An 18992-nucleotide genomic window follows, 5' to 3' on the forward strand; every position below is an offset into this window, starting at 1 on the left:
TTAAATATTATTGATAGTTATTATTCGAAGCAAACCGAGTTGAGTAAATCCTGATCTACGCATGCTTTTTATAATATAAATGCTGTTTTTTTGTTCATACGCATAAAACAAAAAACCCCCGCCATAGGCGAGGGTTTCGAATTTTGGTGGAGCTAAGCGGGATCGAACCGCTGACCTCTTGCATGCCATGCAAGCGCTCTCCCAGCTGAGCTATAGCCCCACATTTTCTTTACGTTCCAAACCTGATGGGAGCAGGATTTGGTGGAGCTAAGCGGGATCGAACCGCTGACCTCTTGCATGCCATGCAAGCGCTCTCCCAGCTGAGCTATAGCCCCAACGTAAAGCTGTCGTGTTGACGGGCGGCATAATATGAATTCCCTAACACAGTGTCAACGGCAAAATAGGCGAAATAGTTCTAATCGCTGAAAAAGCAGGCAAACGCGCCATATTGCTCGCCTCCTCGCAGGTTGGAGTTAAACCTGTCACGTTTTCTCATAAAACGATGCTATAACATGGACATGTAATTCCCACACTGCGACTCAGGAAATTGTATGCTCAAGGAACGAATGACGCCGGAGGAGATTGCTCATCTGACGGGATACAGCCGACAAACCATCAACAAATGGGTGCGTAAAGAGGGCTGGAAAACGTCACCCCGTCCCGGCGTTCAGGGAGGAAAAGCCCGTCTGGTACACGTTAACGACGAAGTCATGGAATTCATCCATAGCGCCCAGCGCGCCTCTGAGTCTTCGGCTCCCTATGCGGTGAACGGTAGCGACAATCCTTTCCACACGCTGCTGCTGACGCTGGTTGATGAAATGACCGAGGCCGAGCAGAAACAGCTCACGTCACTGCTGCTACGGGAAGGGATTAGCGGTTTATTGCAACGTTTAGGAATTCGCGGTTAAACACTGTCTATGAAAAAACTTCCCGCAAAAATGTCCACGGAAGAGCTGGCTGAGATGCTGGGGATGACCCGGCAGACTATCAACCGTTGGATTCGTGAAAAAGAGTGGCATACCGAACCGATGCCCGGCATTAAAGGCGGCCGCGCACGGCTTATCTTTATTACCGATGAGGTGATGGATTTTCTGGTGAATACGCCGGCTTTCCGCCAGTTGCCAAACGACAATCAAATTGATGAACCCGCAGGCAGCTACACCGCACATGCTTCAGATGCGGTCTGGCGGCAAATTAGCGACGTATTGCAGAACAACATGACGCCGCTGGAACAAGAGCGCTTATGTCGGCTTTTGGCCCGTGAAGGTATTTGCGGTTTTCTGGCGCGACTTGGGCTGGGCGACCAGAACGATAAGGTATAAAAAAAGCGGGTTCCCCCGCTTTTTTCACATCTGAACGCCGATTACTGCTGACTTTCACGCTCAGCGATAAACGCCAGCGCTTTGTTGATGCGCTCGATGCTACGGGATTTACCGATCGCATGAACGGTCACGTCCAGGCCAGGTGACTGCCCTGCTCCGGTCACCGCAACGCGCAGCGGCATACCCACTTTGCCCATGCCCACTTCCAGCTCATCGGCGGTTGCCTGAATCGCGTGGTGAACATTTTCAGCGGTCCAGTCGGTGATGGCGGAGATTTTGTCACGTACCACTTCCAGCGGCTGACGCGCAACCGGACGCAGGTGTTTCTTCGCAGCGTCCGCATCGAATTCAGCGAAATCTTCGTAGAAGTAACGGCAGCTCTGCGCCATCTCTTTCAGCGTTTTGCAGCGCTCGCCCAGCAGTTTCACCAGCTCGCTCAATTGTGGACCCACGCGAGTATCAATATTTTCCTGCTCAATGTGCCACTGCAGGTGCGTCGCCACGTATTCCGGCGCCATCGTATTGATATAGTGGTGGTTCAGCCACTGCAGTTTGTCAGTGTTGAACGCACTGGCGGACTTGCTGACCGCGCCCAGAGAGAAGAATTCGATCATCTCTTCACGGGTGAAGATCTCCTGGTCGCCGTGGGACCAGCCCAGACGCACCAGATAGTTCAGCAGCGCTTCCGGCAGGTAGCCGTCATCGCGATACTGCATGACGCTGACCGCACCGTGACGTTTGGACAGCTTTTTGCCGTCGTCGCCGTTGATCATCGACACGTGCGCGTAAACCGGCACCGGCGCGTTCAGCGCTTTCAGGATGTTAATCTGACGCGGGGTGTTGTTGATATGGTCTTCACCGCGAACAACGTGGGTGATTTCCATATCCCAGTCATCAACAACCACGCAGAAGTTGTAGGTTGGGGAACCGTCGGTACGACGGATGATCAGATCGTCCAGTTCCTGGTTGCTGAATTCAATTGGCCCACGGATCTGGTCGTCAAAAATAACGGAACCTTCCTGCGGGTTAGCAAAACGCACTACGCACGGCTCATCGTCAGCATGATGTTCGTGACCGTGGCGGCAGCGACCGTCGTAACGCGGCTTCTCGCCGTTGGCCATCTGCTCTTCGCGCAGTGCTTCCAGACGCTCTTTGGAGCAGTAGCATTTATACGCCGTGCCGGCTTCCAGCATTTCATCAATTACCGCGTTGTAGCGATCGAAACGTTTGGTCTGATAGTACGGGCCTTCATCCCACTCCAGATTCAGCCAGTTCATACCATCCATGATGGCTTCAATGGCTTCCGGCGTTGAGCGCTCGAGATCGGTGTCTTCAATACGCAGCACAAACTCACCTTTATGGTGACGTGCGAAAAGCCAGGAATAAAGAGCAGTACGAGCACCGCCGACGTGCAGATAGCCAGTCGGGCTAGGCGCGAAGCGAGTTTTGATTTTCATGAAATGGCCTTACGTTTATAAACATGCCGACAACCGGCAAATCCTGGAAATAGAAGTGGGCAATATTCTATCACTCCCACTCGGTTGTTCCCACCGCAAGCGTGTGGTTTGCATTTTTTGCATAGAATTCATACACCATAGCGTGTTTTGCGATCACATCGTCTAATTTTACGACGAACAGATAAATTATTTATAAAAGGCGTTGACTCATTTTCAACTCTCCCTATAATGCGACTCCACACAGCGGGGGTGATTAGCTCAGCTGGGAGAGCACCTCCCTTACAAGGAGGGGGTCGGCGGTTCGATCCCGTCATCACCCACCAACTACTTTATGTAGTCTCCGCCGTGTAGAGTAAGAAATTGAGAAGTGGGTGATTAGCTCAGCTGGGAGAGCACCTCCCTTACAAGGAGGGGGTCGGCGGTTCGATCCCGTCATCACCCACCACTTTCTCGCCAGCTGGATTTCTTACTAAAAATTGAAGTACCGAAGTGGGTGATTAGCTCAGCTGGGAGAGCACCTCCCTTACAAGGAGGGGGTCGGCGGTTCGATCCCGTCATCACCCACCACTTCGGGTCGTTAGCTCAGTTGGTAGAGCAGTTGACTTTTAATCAATTGGTCGCAGGTTCGAATCCTGCACGACCCACCAATGTAAAAAGGCGCCCTAAAGGCGCCTTTTTGCTATCTGCGTTCTGAGAAGTTTTCCAACGTAGCCCGGCCAAGCGCAGCGCCGCCGGGAAAAGCTCAAGTCTCCTCCCATTCTGCCGATACTCCTTATATTTCTCCCAATAAGGCGTTCACCATGACCACCATCAGCGCTCCCTCTATCGCTTCACTAAAAACCACCACCAGCACTGCCGCGCCGAGCGGTAACGATACGGCATCACAAATGGCACGTATCACCCAGCAGATCGTTAAGCTAACCCAGCAGCTTAAAGAGATTGCGGACGGCAGCGGCAGCACAGAAGAAAAGCAAAAGCAGGCCGAGATGATTCAGGAGCAGATTGCCATGCTGGAAGCACAGCTGGCGCAGCTCCAGAATCAGCAGGCAGAAAAAGCGCAGGAAAAACAGGAAGCCTCTTCTGCCGCGATCACCGGCGTGAACAAGCCCAGCGACGATCACCAGATCGATATTTACGTCTGATACAGCGGGTCCTGTAGCCGTTCATCCATGAGTTGCTGGCTTTGCTCCCGCACCACGTCCCACAGCGCCTGAGCCGCGGTGGAGAGCGAACGATTTTTCCGTCTCGCCAGCATCAGCTGGCGCTCTACGCCCGGCGACATCCGCTTCACTACCAGCGGGCTCCCCTCCGGTAATGGTAGCGCCAACGCCGGAATAATGCTGATACCAATGCCCGCCGTCACCATAGGGAACAGCGTCGCCGGGTGACCAATCTCCTGAACGATATTCGCCTCAATCTGATGCAACTGGAGCGCCGCATCAATCAACATCCGGCTGCCGGAAGCGTAGTCCTGCAGCACCAGTTTCGCGCCCTGCAACGCCTGCCAGTCGACCTCCGGCATAACGGCAAACGGGTGATCGCTGCGACACAGCAGGAAGAATGGCTCAGAGAGCACCGTTTCGCACTGCAAATCCCCCACAACGCCAGGATCGATAACGATACCGAAATCAACGTCCCCCTGACGAATACTCTCCAGCACCCACTGCTGCGGCCGGTCGTGCAGCACAAAGCGAATGTCCGGGTACCGGCGGTTGCTTTGGGCAATGCACTGCGGAATCAGATGCGCTGAAATCGTCTGGCTGGCCGCCACCCTGACCGTTCCACTTAGCTGCTGCCCGGTGCGCCCGGCTTCCCGTAGCGTGCCCTGTAGCTCATCCAGTAACCGTTCCAGGCGAGCGGCAAGCTGCTGCCCCGCTTCCGTCAGCACCACTTCACGCGTGGTGCGGTCGAGCAACCGGACGCCGGTCTGGCTCTCCAGCTCCTTTACGCTGTGGCTGACCGCCGACTGGCTCAGGCCGATTATTTCCCCTGCCCGGCTAAAACTCTTCGCCTGGGCCACCGTTACAAACACCTTCAACTGTCGCAGCGAGTAATTCATCTGTTTTATTCATGAATGGATGCAATAAATCAATTTTATTTCTCAAAAATAAAAAAGCAAAATGTGTGCATCGATCTTCAGGAGTCTTTATGAAACTTTTCCGCATTTTAGATCCGTTTACGCTGACGCTTATTGCGGTTGTCCTGCTCGCCACCTTCTTTCCGGCGCGCGGCGACTTCGTTCCCTTTTTTGAAAATCTGACCACCGCCGCTATCGCGCTGCTGTTCTTTATGCACGGCGCCAAGCTGTCGCGTGAGTCGATTATTGCCGGCGGCAGCCACTGGCGACTGCATCTGTGGGTAATGTGCAGCACCTTTGTGGTCTTCCCGGTGCTGGGCGTGCTGTTCGCCTGGTGGGCACCGATTAACGTCGACCCCCAGCTTTACGCTGGTTTCCTGTATCTGTGCATTCTGCCTGCTACCGTACAGTCGGCCATCGCTTTTACTTCGCTGGCGGGCGGTAATGTTGCCGCCGCAGTGTGCTCTGCGTCGGCATCCAGCCTGCTGGGGATCTTCCTGTCGCCGCTGCTGGTTGGCTTGGTGATGAACGTACACGGCGCGGGCGGTAGTCTCGAGCAGGTGGGCAAAATCATGCTGCAACTGCTGCTGCCGTTTGTGCTGGGGCACCTTTCCCGCCCGTGGACTGCGGCGTTTGTGACCAAACACAAAAAATGGATTGCCAAAACCGACCAGACCTCGATTCTACTGGTGGTCTACTCCGCCTTCAGCGAAGCGGTGGTCAACGGTATCTGGCATAAGGTTGGCGTGGGGTCACTGCTGTTTATCGTGGTGGTGAGCATCGTGCTGCTGGCGCTGGTGATTCTGATTAACACCGTAGTTGCCCGTCGGCTGGGCTTCAATAAGGCGGATGAGATTACCATTGTCTTCTGTGGGTCGAAAAAGAGTCTGGCCAACGGTATTCCGATGGCCAATATTCTCTTCCCAACCTCAGTGTTGGGGATGATGGTGCTGCCGCTGATGATCTTCCACCAGATTCAGCTGATGACCTGCGCGGTGCTGGCCCGTCGCTACAAAGCGCAGGCCGAAAAACTGCAGGCCAAAGAGCAGGCCCGCGTAGGCAGCTAGCGCTTAAGGGGCTGAACCAGCTGGCTCAGCCCTTCTGTTTTGATGAGCAGCGTCAGTTGCATCAGCTCGCCAAGATGCCCGGCAGGAAACTGATCCTTCCGGGCAAACCACAGCAGATACTCTTCCGGCACGTCAATAAGCCGCCGTCCTTTGTACTTACCAAACGGCATTTCGGTGTTGGCAATCTCAATCAGCTGTGCTTTATCCACCTCAGACTCCTAACAGACGCAGCATTTCGGCTTCGTCGATCACCGCAATGCCAAGCTCCTGCGCCTTCACCAGCTTCGAGCCTGCGGCTTCACCGGCAATCACCAGATCGGTCTTCTTCGACACGCTACCGGCAACTTTCGCCCCCAGCTCGACCAGGCGTGCTTTGGCATCGTCACGGGACATCTGGCTCAGGCTGCCGGTCAGCACCACGGTTTTACCAGCAAACGGGCTATCTATCTCTTCGGCGTTGATCACCACCGGAGCAGGCCAGTTCACGCCCTCTTTCAGCAGTTGTTGAATCACGTTACGGTTGCTCTCTTCGGCAAAGAAGTTGAACACGTGATTCGCCACCACCACGCCGACGTCCGGCACCTTTTGCAGCTCTTCAATGGAAGCCGCTTCCAGCGCGTCAAGCGTACCAAAGTAGGCCGCCAGACCGGCTGCCGTTGCCTCGCCCACTTCACGAATACCTAACGCGTAGAGGAAGCGAGCGAAGGTGGTCTGTTTGGCTTTTTCCAGCGCGCTGACGACGTTTTGCGCCGATTTCGGCCCCATACGGTCAAGCCCGGTCAGCTTGCCGGCGGTCAGGGTGAAAAGATCGGCCGGAGTATGGACATACTCCTTCTCCACCAACTGGTCGATAATTTTGTCACCCATGCCGTCGACATCAAGGGCACGACGGGAGACGAAGTGCTTGAGCGCCTCTTTACGCTGCGCACCGCAGATAAGGCCACCGGTGCAGCGGGCTACGGCTTCACCTTCCACGCGCTCTACGTCAGAGTTACATACCGGGCAATGAGTCGGGAAGACGATTTCCTGCGTGTCGTCCGGGCGCTCAGAAAGCACCACGTTGACCACCTGCGGAATCACATCGCCCGCGCGGCGAATCACCACTTTGTCACCAATACGCAGGCCAAGACGCTCGATTTCATCGGCGTTATGCAGCGTCGCGTTGCTGACCAGCACACCGGCTACCTGCACCGGCTCCAGGCGCGCCACTGGCGTAATCGCCCCGGTACGCCCTACCTGGAACTCCACGTCGCGCACAAAGGTCATCTGCTCCTGCGCCGGGAACTTAAACGCCACCGCCCAGCGCGGCGCGCGGGCTACGAAGCCCAGCTGTTCCTGCAACGCCAGCGAGTTCACCTTGATCACCACGCCATCGATATCAAAACCGAGCGTAGGACGATCGGTTTCAACCTTATGATAGTAAGCGAGCACTTCCTCCGGGGAGTCACAGAGCGTGACCCGGTCGCTCACCGGCAGCCCCCATTCTTTAAACTGCAGCAAACGCCCCAGATGGGTATCCGGTAGTTCGCCCCCTTCCAGCACACCCACGCCGTAGCAGAAGAAAGTGAGCGGTCGCTTCGCGGTAATCCGCGGGTCAAGCTGACGCAGCGAGCCAGCGGCGGCGTTACGCGGGTTAGCGAACACTTTGTTACCGGTGCGACGGGCTTCGTCGTTGATTTTTTCAAACCCGGCCTGCGGCATAAACACTTCACCGCGCACTTCCAGACGGGCCGGAATGTTCTCTCCGCGCAGCTTCAGCGGAATAGCGCGAATAGTACGGACATTCGAGGTGATATCTTCGCCGGTGGTGCCGTCACCGCGCGTCGCCGCGCTGACGAACACGCCGTTTTCATAGAGGATGCTGACCGCCAGGCCGTCCAGCTTTAGCTCACAGCACCAGGTCAGTTTATCCGTACTCTTGAGACGGTCCTGGACGCGCTTGTTAAAGGCAAGGAAGCTCTCTTCGTCAAAGACGTTGTCCAGCGACAGCATCGGCACTTCATGGCGAATCTGGCTGAACGCCGCCAGCGGCTCGGCGCCGACCCGCTGCGTGGGCGAGTCGGAGGTAATCAGCTCCGGGTGCTGCGCTTCCAGCTCGCGCAGTTCGCGCATCAGACGGTCATACTCCGCGTCCGGCAGTTCCGGGGTATCTAAAACATGATACAGATATTCATGATGGCGAAGCGTCGCTCGCAGTTCATTCAGTTGTTGTTCTATAGGTTGCATATCACACCATCAATGATAAAAAACCCCCGACAGGCGGGGGTTCAGGAAAGATTGGAAACGCGCGAGCCTATCAGGCGTTGGCGTCTTTAACTTCGCGGATGCGGTCCTGATACTCACGCAGTTTTTGCGGGGTCATCATGCGGCGCTGGTCGTCCAGCACTACACCACCCACTTCGTCGGCAATGTACTGCGCCGACTGCAGCATCAGCTTGAAGTTTTGCAGCTCATCGCCGTAGGACGGCACCTGCATGAAAATGGTCACGCCAGTGGTTTCCATCTCGCCCATCGTTTCCGGTTCAAAGGTGCCTGGCTTGAGCATATTGGCCAGGCTAAACAACGCCGGTCCACTGCCGTCCGGGCTAAGATGACGATGGAAAATATTCATATCACCAAATTTAAACCCGGCCTGCTGAATGCTATTCAACAACAGTTCGCCGTTAATCTGCGTACCCTGATGCGCGGAGACGTTCATGACGATAACCGTCTCTTTACGCTCTTTTTTCTCAGGCTGAGGAGGTTCAGGCGCTGGCTGTGCGGCAACCGGTTCTGGCTGCACCGGCTGAGCGACTGGCGCTTCTACCGGCTGCGGAGCCTGAGGCGCTACAGGCTGCTGAGCAACATGCTGCGGCGCTTGAGGTACCGGCTGAGGTTCGACAACCGGCGGACGCGGAGGCTGCTGAACAGGCTGCGGCGGCGGTACCGGCGCGGGCTGTGCAGGCTGATAAGGCTGTTGCACATGCGGTTGCTGTACCGGCTCTGGCGCACGCGCAGGCTGAGGCGCCTGACGCTCATAAGGCGGCTGGTACTGGTGTTGAGGCGCGTGACGAGGGGCTTCATGCTCCCCAGTTGCCCCAGGGGCGTGATTGACCTTGTGGACCCGAACTTCACCCACGCCTTCAACATTGTCATCAGCATCGTCTTCCGACTCATCATCGGCATCACGAGACTTCATTCGCTTCATTGGTCGATCGCGGAACATCGATGAACGCTCTTTACGGCTCGTCCAGAAACCATGAACCAGTAAAGCAAGTATGGCGATCGCGCCAACAATGATTAATATCAGACGCAAATCCTGCATCATTATATTCTCTGTTGTTCTAACACCTTGCCACCACGGCAAACATTTACTCACTAAGAGTATTTGCCCATCACGTCAAGTGCAAGTGTGCACATGACATTCACCGCATAAAGATGCGTTAAATCGTACTTTTTGCTGTTTTTTCGAACATTTCCTAACTGGTCATTGTCCAACAACCCGATAATATATAGTCGTCTTTTCAATGTAGTCCGTAAAAGGAGCTTCACCTGACCATGGTTTCATCGTCCACCCCTGCCGCACGTAGCGGCGTCTACTATTTTTCTCAGGGCTGGAAACTGATCGGCTTGCCGGGCATCCGCCGATTCGTCATCTTACCGCTGTTGGTCAATATCATCCTGATGGGCGGCGCCTTCTGGTGGCTGTTCAGCAAGCTGGAAAGCTGGATCCCATCCTTAATGAACCGTATCCCCGACTGGCTGCAGTGGCTGAGCTATCTACTGTGGCCGGTGGTGGTGATTTCAATTCTGCTGGTGTTTGGCTACTTCTTCTCGACCATTGCCAACTGGATTGCCGCGCCGTTCAACGGCCTGCTGGCAGAACAGCTGGAAGCGCGCTTAACCGGCGCGACGCCGCCGGATACTGGAGTGGTTGGCATCATGAAAGATCTGCCGCGCATCATGAAGCGTGAATGGCAGAAGCTGGCATGGTATCTGCCGCGCGCGATTGTACTGCTCCTGCTGTACTTTATTCCGGGCGTTGGTCAGACGGTCGCGCCGGTGCTGTGGTTCCTGTTCAGCGCGTGGATGCTGGCTATCCAGTACTGCGACTACCCGTTCGACAACCATAAAGTACCGTTTAAAACCATGCGCCAGGCCCTGCGAACTCGCAAAGTCACCAATATGCAGTTCGGGTCGCTAGTGAGTCTGTTTACCCTGATTCCGGTGCTGAATCTGGTGATTATTCCGGTCGCCATCTGCGGCGCAACGGCGATGTGGGTTGACTGCTATCGCGACAAACACGCCATGTGGAAGTAATCACCTCTCCAGGCGGGGCTTATGCCCTGCCTTATTCCATCCCGCTTGCCATTATTTCCCTTCAGTATATAGATATGCGAAATCCTTACTTCCGCAGAATCTTTAAGCAGGTATGCTGGACCAGTACCCCAAATTTCATACAGTTAAGGATAGGCCATGAGTAAGATTTTTGAAGATAACTCCCTGACTATCGGTCATACACCACTGGTACGACTGAACCGCATCGGTAACGGGCGCATTCTGGCGAAGGTTGAGTCACGTAACCCAAGCTTCAGCGTCAAATGCCGTATCGGTGCCAATATGATTTGGGATGCCGAAAAACGCGGCGTGCTGAAGCCTGGCATCGAACTGGTTGAGCCAACCAGCGGTAACACCGGTATCGCTCTGGCCTATGTCGCTGCCGCCCGTGGTTATAAGCTGACGCTGACCATGCCGGAAACCATGAGCGTTGAACGCCGTAAGCTGCTGAAAGCACTTGGCGCGAACCTGGTGCTGACCGAAGGCGCGAAAGGCATGAAAGGCGCGATTCAGAAAGCCGAAGAGATTGTTGCCAGCAACCCGGAAAAATTCCTGCTGCTGCAGCAGTTCAGCAACCCGGCTAACCCGGAAATTCACGAAAAGACCACCGGCCCGGAAATCTGGGAAGATACCGACGGTCAGGTTGACGTATTCATTGCGGGCGTCGGCACCGGCGGTACGCTGACCGGCGTAACGCGCTACATTAAAAATACCAAAGGCAAAACGGATCTGATCTCGGTCGCCGTTGAGCCAACTGATTCTCCGGTTATCGCTCAGGCGCTGGCGGGTGAAGAACTGAAGCCAGGCCCACATAAGATTCAGGGGATCGGCGCAGGTTTCATCCCTGGCAACCTTGATCTGAAGCTGATCGATAAAGTCGTCGCCATCACCAACGAAGAAGCTATCTCCACGGCGCGTCGCCTGATGGAAGAAGAAGGCATTCTGGCGGGTATCTCTTCCGGTGCAGCGGTTGCCGCAGCATTGAAACTCCAGGAAGATGAAACCTTTACCAATAAGAATATTGTGGTTATCCTACCGTCTTCGGGTGAGCGTTATTTAAGCACGGCGCTGTTCGCAGATCTCTTCACCGAGAAAGAACTGCAACAGTAATGCCAGTTGGTTAAAATCGTGTAAAAAAGCACCCAAATGGGTGCTTTTTTGTGGCATGCATCAAACTTTTACCCCCCCTGGCATTGATTCACCTCCGTAGGTCTGGTATTTAACCTCTCATATTTATTTTGAGCCGCGAAATTATTCTTAACAGGTTTTCCATAAGCTGAATCGATTTTATGATTTGGTTCAAATCCTGCTTTCACGGCATAATGTTTAATGATAAGCGAAACGTCAAAGGCCAGAAGCGTCTGCGTCGGATGGTTTGTCGCCGATGGTAGTGCTGATTTTGTGGGCGTCGCTTGATTTGTAATACAGGCTAAAGTCTATCCACCAGGCTAGACTTTAGTTCCACAACACTAAACCTATAAGTTGGGGAAATATAATGTTCCAGCAAGAAGTTACCATTACCGCTCCGAACGGTCTGCATACCCGCCCTGCTGCTCAGTTTGTTAAAGAAGCGAAAGGCTTCACTTCCGAGATCACTGTGACCTCCAACGGCAAAAGCGCTAGCGCAAAAAGCCTGTTCAAACTGCAAACTCTGGGTCTGACCCAGGGCACCGTTGTTACCCTGTCCGCAGAAGGTGAAGACGAGCAGAAAGCAGTTGAACATCTGGTTAAACTGATGGCTGAACTCGAGTAAGTTCAACGAGTTCTTTTAAATATCAGTCACAAGTAAGGTAGGGTTATGATTTCAGGCATTTTAGCATCCCCGGGTATCGCTTTCGGCAAAGCACTGCTGCTGAAAGAAGATGAAATTGTCATCGACCGGAAGAAAATTTCTGCCGATAAAGTTGAGCAGGAAGTTGAACGTTTTCTGAGCGGCCGTTCTAAAGCGTCAGCTCAGCTGGAAGCTATCAAGACTAAAGCTGGCGAAACTTTCGGTGAAGAAAAAGAAGCCATCTTCGAAGGGCACATCATGCTGCTCGAAGATGAGGAGCTGGAGCAGGAAATCATAGCCCTGATTAAAGATAAGAACATGACGGCTGACGCAGCTGCGCATGAAGTTATCGAAGGTCAGGCAACTGCCCTGGAAGAACTGGATGATGAATACCTGAAAGAACGTGCGGCTGACGTACGTGACATCGGTAAGCGCCTGCTGCGCAACATCCTGGGTCTGGCCATTATTGACCTGAGCGCCATTCAGGATGAAGTTATCCTGGTTGCCGCGGACCTGACGCCGTCCGAAACCGCACAGCTGAACCTGAAGAAGGTGCTGGGCTTCATCACTGACGTCGGTGGCCGTACTTCCCACACCTCCATCATGGCGCGTTCCCTGGAACTGCCAGCGATCGTGGGTACCGGTAGCGTCACCACTCAGGTGAAAAATGGCGACTATCTGATTCTGGATGCCGTAAACAACCAGGTTTACGTCAACCCAACTAATGAAGAAATTGAGCAACTGCGTGCCATTCAGGAGCAGGTTGCCAATGAGAAAGCCGAACTGGCTAAACTGAAAGACCTGCCGGCAATCACCCTTGATGGCCACCAGGTTGAAGTTTGCGCCAACATCGGTACCGTTCGTGATATCGACGGTGCTGAGCGTAACGGCGCTGAAGGTGTTGGTCTGTACCGCACCGAATTCCTGTTCATGGACCGCGACGCGCTGCCAACTGAAGAAGAGCAGTTTGCGGCGTACAAAGCTGTGGCTGAAGCGTGTGGCTCTCAGGCAGTTATCGTCCGTACCATGGACATCGGTGGCGACAAAGAGCTGCCGTACATGAACTTCCCGAAAGAAGAGAACCCGTTCCTGGGCTGGCGTGCCGTGCGTATCGCAATGGATCGTAAAGAGATCCTGCGTGACCAGGTTCGCGCTATCCTGCGTGCCTCTGCTTTCGGCAAACTGCGCATCATGTTCCCAATGATCATCTCTGTTGAAGAAGTGCGTGCACTGAAGAAAGAGATCGAAATCTACAAACAGGAACTGCGCGACGAAGGTAAAGCGTTTGACGAAACGATTGAGATTGGCGTGATGGTAGAAACCCCTGCCGCTGCGACTATCGCTCGTCATTTAGCCAAAGAAGTTGATTTCTTTAGTATCGGTACCAATGATTTAACGCAGTATACTCTGGCAGTTGACCGTGGTAATGATATGATTTCACATCTTTACCAGCCAATGTCACCGTCTGTCCTCACCTTGATCAAGCAAGTTATTGATGCTTCTCATGCTGAAGGCAAATGGACTGGCATGTGTGGTGAGCTTGCAGGCGACGAACGTGCTACACTTCTGTTGCTGGGTATGGGTCTGGACGAATTCTCTATGAGCGCCATTTCTATCCCACGCATTAAGAAGATTATCCGTAACACGAACTTCGAAGATGCAAAGGTTTTAGCAGAGCAAGCACTTGCTCAACCAACTACAGACGAACTGCTGGCGTTGGTGAACAAGTTCATTGAAGAAAAAACAATCTGCTAATCCACGAGATGCGGCCCAAATTACTGCTTAGGAGAAGATCATGGGTTTGTTCGATAAACTGAAATCTCTGGTTTCTGATGATAAAAAAGACACCGGAACCATTGAGATCATTGCACCGCTCTCTGGCGAAATCGTCAACATCGAAGACGTGCCGGACGTAGTGTTTGCTGAGAAAATCGTTGGCGATGGCATTGCTATCAAACCGACCGGCAACAAAATGGTTGCGCCGGTTGACGGCACCATCGGTAAAATCTTTGAAACCAACCACGCTTTCTCTATCGAATCCGATAGCGGCATCGAGCTGTTCGTTCACTTCGGTATCGATACCGTTGAACTGAAAGGCGAAGGTTTCACTCGTATCGCGGAAGAAGGCCAGCGCGTTAAAGTTGGCGATACCGTGATTGAGTTCGATCTGGCTCTGCTGGAAGAAAAAGCCAAGTCTACCCTGACTCCGGTTGTTATCTCCAACATGGACGAGATCAAAGAACTGATCAAACTGTCCGGTAGCGTAACTGTGGGTGAAACCCCAGTCATCCGCATTAAGAAGTAATGCTTAATTGCATATAGAAATGGCGCCGATTGGCGCCATTTTTTTTGCCTGTAGGCCAGGTCACAGCTGCGACGTCACCGGGCGGAAACACGGCTCGCGCATCAGAACTTTCATCCCTTCCGGCCCGCTTTCCAGCATCCGACGTTCAGAATCAGACACCAGCAGTTCACACTGATAGCCACCGGTCACGCCAAACATCGCCCGCGCGACGCAGGCATCCTCAAGGGCATCCTGCCCGCTGGTATCAAAATGCCCTACCAGACGGCCATTATGCCGAATAACCAGACGATAACACTTCATCGCACCTCCCCTGCCGGTGGCAGTATTAACTCATCACAACCGCATTGCTGCGTCCAACTCATCACTGCCAGCACCCTTTCTGCCGCCGCATGCGCGGCTGCAGCCAACGGCTGCTGCTGCACAATGCCGCTAATGAGCTCAGCACAGAACAGATCGCCCGTCCCTTTCAGGTCCGTTTCCAGACGTGGATGCTCAATCACCTCTGTCGATTCCGGCGTCACCACGGCAACCGTAATATTGTTTTCCGTCTGCCCCGGAGCGCTGGTGATCACCACCCACTTCAGCGTATCGCTGAGCAGTGATTTCGCCGCCAGAATCGCTTCATCCAGCGTACGGCATGGCTTGCCGCTGAGCATTTCCAGCTCGAACACGTTCGGCGTCAGTCCCTGCGCCAGCGGCAGCAGATGAGTACGGTAGGCCTCCGGAATTTCCGCCTTCACGTAGATCCCACTGTCGACATCGCCAATCACCGGGTCGACCAGGATGCAGATATCCGGATGCGACACCTGTACCGTTTTCAGCCACTCAGCCAGCAACGCAATCTGCTCCGCGCTGCCCATATAGCCGGTGGTGACCGCTTTCAACTCACGCAGCGCATCGCGCTCGTTCAGTGCTTTCAGGTAGCCGCCGAACCACTCACCGGGAATAACGCCGCCGTAGAACGTCTCGTAGTGCGGCGTGTTGCTGAACAGCACCGTCGGCACAGCGGTCACCCGCAGACCGTGGGATTTAATCGCCGGTACCGCGATGCTGTTGCCTACGCTGCCGTAGACCACCAGCGACTGAACGGCCACGATGTCCGTCTGTAATGCCCGGTGCGTATCGTTGAAGAGCACCGACTGTATTTCACTATCCTGCCCCATCACCTTCTCCTCTGACTCTGGACAGCGGGCTAACGCCTCACTATTATCGTCATATGCTAAAATTCATTTTGTCATAGGTCAATAATGATCGACGGAAAAAGCGCCAACGAAATCTTTGACAGTATTCGTCAGCATATCACCAGCGGAGCCTTAGCGAAGGGAGAAACGCTGCCGCCGGTACGTGAACTGGCCGCCCAGCTTGGCGTTAACCGCAATACGGTGGCGTCCGCCTATAAGCGGCTGGTCACCTCCGGGCTGGCGCTGAGCCTGGGTCGTAACGGTACCGTGGTTAAAGAGACCGTCGCTCCGGTGGCGCTGGAGGGCGGTAACCCGCATACCCCGCTTACCGATCTCTCCAGCGGCAATCCCGCCACGGCACAGCTGCCAAACCTGGCTCAGTATCTCTCCCACATTAGCTGCTCACCGCGCCTGTATGGCGATACGCCGGTGTTGCCAGCGCTGGCTGACTGGGCGGCGAAGTGGATGCAGGACGCCATGCCCGCAGCGGGAGAAATCGACCTCACCAGCGGTGCAATTGATGCCATTGAGCGCCTCCTGAGCGCCCATCTGCTGCCCGGTGATAGCGTTGCCGTTGAAGACCCCTGCTTTCTGAGCAGCATCAGCATGCTGCGCTACAGCGGCTTTAGCGCCAGCCCGGTTCCCATCGACCAGGAAGGTATGCTGCCGGAAAAGCTGGAGCAGGCGCTGAGCAAAGGCGCTCGTGCGGTGATTCTGACACCGCGCGCCCATAATCCTACTGGATACAGCCTTAGCGTCGCCCGCGCCGCCGCCTTACAGCAGGTACTGAACCGCTATCCGCAAACGCTGGTGATTATCGACGACCACTTTGCTCTGCTCGCCAAAGCGCCATGGCATCCGGTCATTACGCCGCAGACGCAGCACTGGGCGGTGGTGCGCTCGATGTCAAAAACGCTGGGTCCGGATCTGCGGCTGGCCTTTGTCGCCAGCGATAAAACCACTTCTGCGAAGCTGAGACTGCGCCTGAACGCCGGCAGCCAATGGGTCAGCCACCTGTTGCAGGATCTGGTCTACGCCTGCTTAAGCGACCCTGACTTCCAGCAATCCCTTGAGCAGACTCGCCAGTTTTACGCCGGGCAGCAACAAAAAATGGCCGAGGCGCTTCAGGCGCAAGGCGTCGCAAATATTGCCCCCGGCGACGGCCTGAACTTCTGGCTGCCGCTCGCTGATTCCAGCCATGAAACGGCCTTTGCGCTCGCCAAATCCGGCTGGCTGGTGCGCGAGGGGGACGCTTTTGGCGTGCAGGCGCCAGCACAGGGCCTGCGCATTACGCTTTCAACACTCAACGACAACGACATCAACCGACTGGCTGGCGATATTCGTCAGGCGCTGAGCCACTAACAGGAGAACATCCGTGCGAGTCCATTTTGTTATTCATGAATCATTTGAGTCTGCGGGTGCCTACCTGCCCTGGGCTGCGACGCGCGGCCACATCGTGAGCGAGACCCATGTGTATACCGGGGAGGCGGTGCCAAAGAGCGCCGATGGTTTTGATATGCTGGTGGTCTTTGGCGGCCCGCAGTCGCCGCGCACCACGCTTGCCGAGTGCCCTTATTTTGACTCGAAAGCCGAGCAACGGCTGATTCGTCAGGCGATTGAAGCCGGGCGTATCGTGGTAGGGATCTGCCTCGGCTCGCAGCTGATTGGCGAAGCGCTAGGTGCAGAAGTGCAGCAGAGCCCGGATAAAGAGATTGGTCACTACCCGATTACGCTCACCTCAGCAGGGCTTGAACATCCGCTGTTCAGCCATTTCGGCTCACCGCTGACCGTAGGCCACTGGCATAACGATATGCCGGGCCTGACCGCAGAGACAGTGATTCTGGCCGAAAGTGCAGGCTGCCCGCGCCAAATCGTTCAGTATCGCGATAAGGTTTATGGTTTCCAGTGCCATATGGAATTTACCGCTGATGCCGTAGAAGGGTTAATTCAGCACTCCGAGCAGGAACTGGCAGAGGCCAAAGGCAAACCGTTTATCCGTTCGGTGGAGGAGATGCGCGCGCACGATTATCGCGAAATGAACCAGAAGTTATGGGAATTCCTTGATAAGCTGACCCAGTAAGGTTGAAGCATTCCCGGCGGCGCTACGCTTGGCCGGGCTACAAAAAACCAAACCGTAGCCCGGACGAGGCGAAGCCGACTCCGGGGATGAGGAGAACCCATGCCAGCAACATCGCTAAAAGCCGTTATCGAAGCCTGCGACCGCGCTATCTCGCAGGAAGACTACGCCACGCTAATGGAATACTACGCCGACGACGCCACTCTGGTGGTCAAGCCGGGTATGGTCGTCAGCGGCAAAGAGAATATCCGCAAAGCGTTTATTGCCATTGCCGACTACTTTGGGCACCGGCTGGTGGTGACGCAGGGGCGAATGGAAATAATTGAAGGCGGTGATAACGCGCTGGTGATCATGGAAACCCGGCTGGATATTCCGTTGCCAGAAGGCGGTTCAACGCAGGTCACGCGCCGCGCCACCTACGTTTTTCAACAGTTTGCGGGCCGCTGGCTTTGTACCGTAGATAACTCCTACGGTACAGACCTCCTGGATAATCCCGAGATTTAAATCCCTGCGCCCTGGCTGAAGTGCTCTTCACCAAACACGCCGGTTGAGAGGTAGCGATCGCCACGATCGCAGATGATCGCTACCACTACCGCTCCCGGGTTTTGCTCGGCCACGCGAATGGCGCCCGCCACCGCACCGCCGGAGCTCACACCGCAAAACACGCCTTCTTTCACCGCCAGCGCGCGCATGGTGTTTTCCGCGTCGTTCTGGTGGATATCCAACACCTGATCGACAAGACTGGCGTTGAAAATACCCGGCATATACTCTGCTGGCCAGCGGCGAATACCCGGAATACTGCTGCCCTCTTCCGGTTGCAGGCCAACAATAGTGACCGCTTTGTCCTGCTCGCGTAAAAAGCGCGACACGCCGGTAATGGTGCCGGTGGTACCCATGCTGGAGACGAAATGGGTAATGCGCCCCGCCGTCTGCTGCCAGATTTCCGGGCCGGTGGTGGTGTAGTGCGCGTACGGGTTATCCGGGTTGTTGAACTGATCCAGCAGCTTGCCTTCGCCACGCTGAGCCATTTCAAGCGCTAAATCGCGCGCCCCTTCCATCCCCTGCTCTTTGGTGACCAGAATCAGCTCGGCACCGTAGGCACGCATCGCCGCACGACGTTCCTGGCTCATGTTGTCGGGCATCAACAGCTTCATCTGGTAGCCCTTGAGCGCGGCAATCATCGCCAACGCAATGCCGGTATTACCGCTGGTCGCTTCAATCAGCACGTCACCCGGCTTAATTTCGCCGCGCTTTTCCGCTTCGACAATCATCGACAGCGCCGCGCGGTCTTTGACCGACCCCGCCGGGTTGTTGCCTTCTAGCTTGATCCAGATTTCGCTGCCGTTATCCGGCCCCAGACGTTGTAATTTGACCAGCGGCGTGTTGCCGATCGTTTGTTCTAATGTATTCACTTCTGC

Annotated in this window: 20 protein-coding genes and 6 tRNA genes; 16 read left to right on the forward strand and 10 right to left on the reverse strand. The window is 54.9% G+C overall.

Annotation, left to right across the window (positions count from 1 at the left end; all coding sequences use genetic code 11):
• Positions 1-144 precede the first annotated feature (144 nt).
• Positions 145-220: transfer RNA gene (locus AB2B48_RS11620), tRNA-Ala, on the reverse strand.
• A 39-nt stretch (positions 221-259) separates the two neighbouring features.
• Positions 260-335, reverse strand: a tRNA-Ala gene (locus AB2B48_RS11625).
• 216 nt (positions 336-551) lie between these two features.
• On the opposite strand from AB2B48_RS11625, the gene AB2B48_RS11630 reads away from it, so the two are divergent.
• Both AB2B48_RS11630 and AB2B48_RS11635 read left to right on the forward strand, forming a co-directional pair.
• Positions 552-908 carry a YfeC-like transcriptional regulator gene (locus AB2B48_RS11630; RefSeq protein ID WP_185669499.1) on the forward strand — a complete coding sequence of 119 codons (357 nt, stop codon included), beginning with the start codon at positions 552-554 and terminating at the stop codon, positions 906-908.
• A gap of 9 nt (positions 909-917) precedes the next feature.
• Positions 918-1322: a YfeC-like transcriptional regulator gene (locus AB2B48_RS11635; RefSeq protein ID WP_368301838.1), complete on the forward strand. Its 405-nt coding sequence runs from the start codon at positions 918-920 to the stop codon at positions 1320-1322.
• 41 nt (positions 1323-1363) lie between these two features.
• Here AB2B48_RS11635 and gltX read toward each other — a convergent pair whose 3' ends face one another.
• Positions 1364-2779: a glutamate--tRNA ligase gene (gene gltX / locus AB2B48_RS11640; protein ID WP_185669497.1), complete on the reverse strand. Its 1416-nt coding sequence runs from the start codon at positions 2777-2779 to the stop codon at positions 1364-1366.
• A 247-nt stretch (positions 2780-3026) separates the two neighbouring features.
• Between gltX and AB2B48_RS11645 the strand changes: the two genes are divergently transcribed.
• The 5 genes from AB2B48_RS11645 (at position 3027) to AB2B48_RS11665 (ending at position 3921) form a co-directional block, all read left to right on the forward strand.
• Positions 3027-3102, forward strand: a tRNA-Val gene (locus AB2B48_RS11645).
• Between the two features lie 46 nt (positions 3103-3148).
• Positions 3149-3224, forward strand: a tRNA-Val gene (locus tag AB2B48_RS11650).
• Between the two features lie 46 nt (positions 3225-3270).
• Positions 3271-3346: transfer RNA gene (locus AB2B48_RS11655), tRNA-Val, on the forward strand.
• A gap of 4 nt (positions 3347-3350) precedes the next feature.
• Positions 3351-3426, forward strand: a tRNA-Lys gene (locus AB2B48_RS11660).
• 153 nt (positions 3427-3579) lie between these two features.
• Complete coding sequence (locus AB2B48_RS11665) at positions 3580-3921, forward strand: FlxA-like family protein (RefSeq protein ID WP_368301839.1); 342 nt, start codon at positions 3580-3582, stop codon at positions 3919-3921.
• Here the strand turns inward: AB2B48_RS11665 and AB2B48_RS11670 are convergent.
• Complete coding sequence (locus AB2B48_RS11670) at positions 3912-4838, reverse strand: LysR family transcriptional regulator (RefSeq protein ID WP_185669919.1); 927 nt, start codon at positions 4836-4838, stop codon at positions 3912-3914. The two genes, AB2B48_RS11665 and AB2B48_RS11670, sit on opposite strands and share 10 nt — an antisense overlap.
• 89 nt (positions 4839-4927) lie before the next feature.
• Between AB2B48_RS11670 and AB2B48_RS11675 the strand changes: the two genes are divergently transcribed.
• On the forward strand, positions 4928-5923 hold the full coding sequence (locus tag AB2B48_RS11675; RefSeq protein WP_052282372.1) for a bile acid:sodium symporter family protein: 996 nt from the start codon (positions 4928-4930) through the stop codon (positions 5921-5923).
• Here AB2B48_RS11675 and AB2B48_RS11680 read toward each other — a convergent pair.
• From AB2B48_RS11680 to zipA, 3 genes are all read right to left on the reverse strand, one after another.
• Positions 5920-6132: a DUF3820 family protein gene (locus tag AB2B48_RS11680; RefSeq protein ID WP_035896906.1), complete on the reverse strand. Its 213-nt coding sequence runs from the start codon at positions 6130-6132 to the stop codon at positions 5920-5922. The genes AB2B48_RS11675 and AB2B48_RS11680 overlap by 4 nt on opposite strands.
• Position 6133: 1 nt before the next feature.
• Positions 6134-8149: an NAD-dependent DNA ligase LigA gene (gene ligA / locus AB2B48_RS11685; RefSeq protein ID WP_368301840.1), complete on the reverse strand. Its 2016-nt coding sequence runs from the start codon at positions 8147-8149 to the stop codon at positions 6134-6136.
• A gap of 70 nt (positions 8150-8219) precedes the next feature.
• Positions 8220-9230 (reverse strand): cell division protein ZipA, encoded by a 1011-nt coding sequence (gene zipA, locus AB2B48_RS11690; protein ID WP_368301841.1) that lies wholly within the window; start codon positions 9228-9230, stop codon positions 8220-8222.
• A 230-nt stretch (positions 9231-9460) separates the two neighbouring features.
• On the opposite strand from zipA, the gene cysZ reads away from it, so the two are divergent.
• The 5 genes from cysZ (at position 9461) to crr (ending at position 14316) form a co-directional block, all read left to right on the forward strand.
• The gene (gene cysZ, locus AB2B48_RS11695) at positions 9461-10222 is read left to right on the forward strand and encodes a sulfate transporter CysZ (RefSeq protein WP_368301842.1); all 762 of its coding nucleotides are present in this window, start codon (positions 9461-9463) and stop codon (positions 10220-10222) included.
• 156 nt (positions 10223-10378) lie between these two features.
• Positions 10379-11350 (forward strand): cysteine synthase A, encoded by a 972-nt coding sequence (gene cysK / locus AB2B48_RS11700; protein WP_035896911.1) that lies wholly within the window; start codon positions 10379-10381, stop codon positions 11348-11350.
• A gap of 385 nt (positions 11351-11735) precedes the next feature.
• A complete protein-coding gene (ptsH, locus tag AB2B48_RS11705) occupies positions 11736-11993 on the forward strand; it encodes a phosphocarrier protein Hpr (RefSeq protein WP_002913505.1) in 258 nt (85 codons plus the stop codon).
• A gap of 45 nt (positions 11994-12038) precedes the next feature.
• Positions 12039-13766, forward strand: coding sequence for a phosphoenolpyruvate-protein phosphotransferase PtsI (gene ptsI, locus AB2B48_RS11710; protein ID WP_185669913.1), 1728 nt, complete (start codon positions 12039-12041; stop codon positions 13764-13766).
• A gap of 40 nt (positions 13767-13806) precedes the next feature.
• On the forward strand, positions 13807-14316 hold the full coding sequence (gene crr / locus AB2B48_RS11715; protein ID WP_185669912.1) for a PTS glucose transporter subunit IIA: 510 nt from the start codon (positions 13807-13809) through the stop codon (positions 14314-14316).
• 60 nt (positions 14317-14376) lie between these two features.
• Here the strand turns inward: crr and AB2B48_RS11720 are convergent, their stop codons facing one another.
• Both AB2B48_RS11720 and pdxK read right to left on the reverse strand, forming a co-directional pair.
• Positions 14377-14616: a cytoplasmic protein gene (locus tag AB2B48_RS11720; RefSeq protein ID WP_115073804.1), complete on the reverse strand. Its 240-nt coding sequence runs from the start codon at positions 14614-14616 to the stop codon at positions 14377-14379.
• Positions 14613-15479 carry a pyridoxine/pyridoxal/pyridoxamine kinase gene (gene pdxK, locus AB2B48_RS11725; protein ID WP_368301843.1) on the reverse strand — a complete coding sequence of 289 codons (867 nt, stop codon included), beginning with the start codon at positions 15477-15479 and terminating at the stop codon, positions 14613-14615. Before pdxK ends, AB2B48_RS11720 begins: the two co-directional genes overlap by 4 nt.
• A gap of 84 nt (positions 15480-15563) precedes the next feature.
• On the opposite strand from pdxK, the gene ptsJ reads away from it, so the two are divergent.
• The 3 genes from ptsJ to AB2B48_RS11740 all read left to right on the forward strand — a co-directional run bounded on the left by ptsJ (position 15564) and on the right by AB2B48_RS11740 (position 18078).
• Positions 15564-16859, forward strand: coding sequence for a transcriptional regulator PtsJ (gene ptsJ / locus AB2B48_RS11730; RefSeq protein ID WP_185669910.1), 1296 nt, complete (start codon positions 15564-15566; stop codon positions 16857-16859).
• Positions 16860-16872: 13 nt separating this feature from the next.
• Positions 16873-17577, forward strand: a complete 705-nt coding sequence (locus AB2B48_RS11735; protein ID WP_333013091.1) for a type 1 glutamine amidotransferase — start codon at positions 16873-16875, stop codon at positions 17575-17577.
• A 99-nt stretch (positions 17578-17676) separates the two neighbouring features.
• Positions 17677-18078 carry a YybH family protein gene (locus AB2B48_RS11740; RefSeq protein WP_368301844.1) on the forward strand — a complete coding sequence of 134 codons (402 nt, stop codon included), beginning with the start codon at positions 17677-17679 and terminating at the stop codon, positions 18076-18078.
• On the opposite strand, the gene cysM is transcribed toward AB2B48_RS11740, so the two are convergent.
• Positions 18075-18986 (reverse strand): cysteine synthase CysM, encoded by a 912-nt coding sequence (gene cysM / locus AB2B48_RS11745; RefSeq protein WP_185669907.1) that lies wholly within the window; start codon positions 18984-18986, stop codon positions 18075-18077. The genes AB2B48_RS11740 and cysM overlap by 4 nt on opposite strands.
• Between the last annotated feature and the right edge of the window lie 6 nt (positions 18987-18992).

It is taken from the genome of Kluyvera sichuanensis (assembly GCF_040930405.1).
Classification (GTDB): domain Bacteria; phylum Pseudomonadota; class Gammaproteobacteria; order Enterobacterales; family Enterobacteriaceae; genus Kluyvera; species Kluyvera sichuanensis.

Coding starts and splice junctions, on each gene's coding strand:
- AB2B48_RS11630 (WP_185669499.1), top strand. CDS start 552: ATGCTCAAGGAACGAATGACGCCGGAGGAGATTGCTCATCTGACGGGA.
- AB2B48_RS11635 (WP_368301838.1), top strand. CDS start 918: ATGAAAAAACTTCCCGCAAAAATGTCCACGGAAGAGCTGGCTGAGATG.
- gltX (WP_185669497.1), bottom strand. CDS start 2,779: ATGAAAATCAAAACTCGCTTCGCGCCTAGCCCGACTGGCTATCTGCAC.
- AB2B48_RS11665 (WP_368301839.1), top strand. CDS start 3,580: ATGACCACCATCAGCGCTCCCTCTATCGCTTCACTAAAAACCACCACC.
- AB2B48_RS11670 (WP_185669919.1), bottom strand. CDS start 4,838: ATGAATTACTCGCTGCGACAGTTGAAGGTGTTTGTAACGGTGGCCCAG.
- AB2B48_RS11675 (WP_052282372.1), top strand. CDS start 4,928: ATGAAACTTTTCCGCATTTTAGATCCGTTTACGCTGACGCTTATTGCG.
- ligA (WP_368301840.1), bottom strand. CDS start 8,149: ATGCAACCTATAGAACAACAACTGAATGAACTGCGAGCGACGCTTCGC.
- zipA (WP_368301841.1), bottom strand. CDS start 9,230: ATGATGCAGGATTTGCGTCTGATATTAATCATTGTTGGCGCGATCGCC.
- cysZ (WP_368301842.1), top strand. CDS start 9,461: ATGGTTTCATCGTCCACCCCTGCCGCACGTAGCGGCGTCTACTATTTT.
- cysK (WP_035896911.1), top strand. CDS start 10,379: ATGAGTAAGATTTTTGAAGATAACTCCCTGACTATCGGTCATACACCA.
- ptsH (WP_002913505.1), top strand. CDS start 11,736: ATGTTCCAGCAAGAAGTTACCATTACCGCTCCGAACGGTCTGCATACC.
- ptsI (WP_185669913.1), top strand. CDS start 12,039: ATGATTTCAGGCATTTTAGCATCCCCGGGTATCGCTTTCGGCAAAGCA.
- crr (WP_185669912.1), top strand. CDS start 13,807: ATGGGTTTGTTCGATAAACTGAAATCTCTGGTTTCTGATGATAAAAAA.
- AB2B48_RS11720 (WP_115073804.1), bottom strand. CDS start 14,616: ATGAAGTGTTATCGTCTGGTTATTCGGCATAATGGCCGTCTGGTAGGG.
- pdxK (WP_368301843.1), bottom strand. CDS start 15,479: ATGGGGCAGGATAGTGAAATACAGTCGGTGCTCTTCAACGATACGCAC.
- ptsJ (WP_185669910.1), top strand. CDS start 15,564: ATGATCGACGGAAAAAGCGCCAACGAAATCTTTGACAGTATTCGTCAG.
- AB2B48_RS11740 (WP_368301844.1), top strand. CDS start 17,677: ATGCCAGCAACATCGCTAAAAGCCGTTATCGAAGCCTGCGACCGCGCT.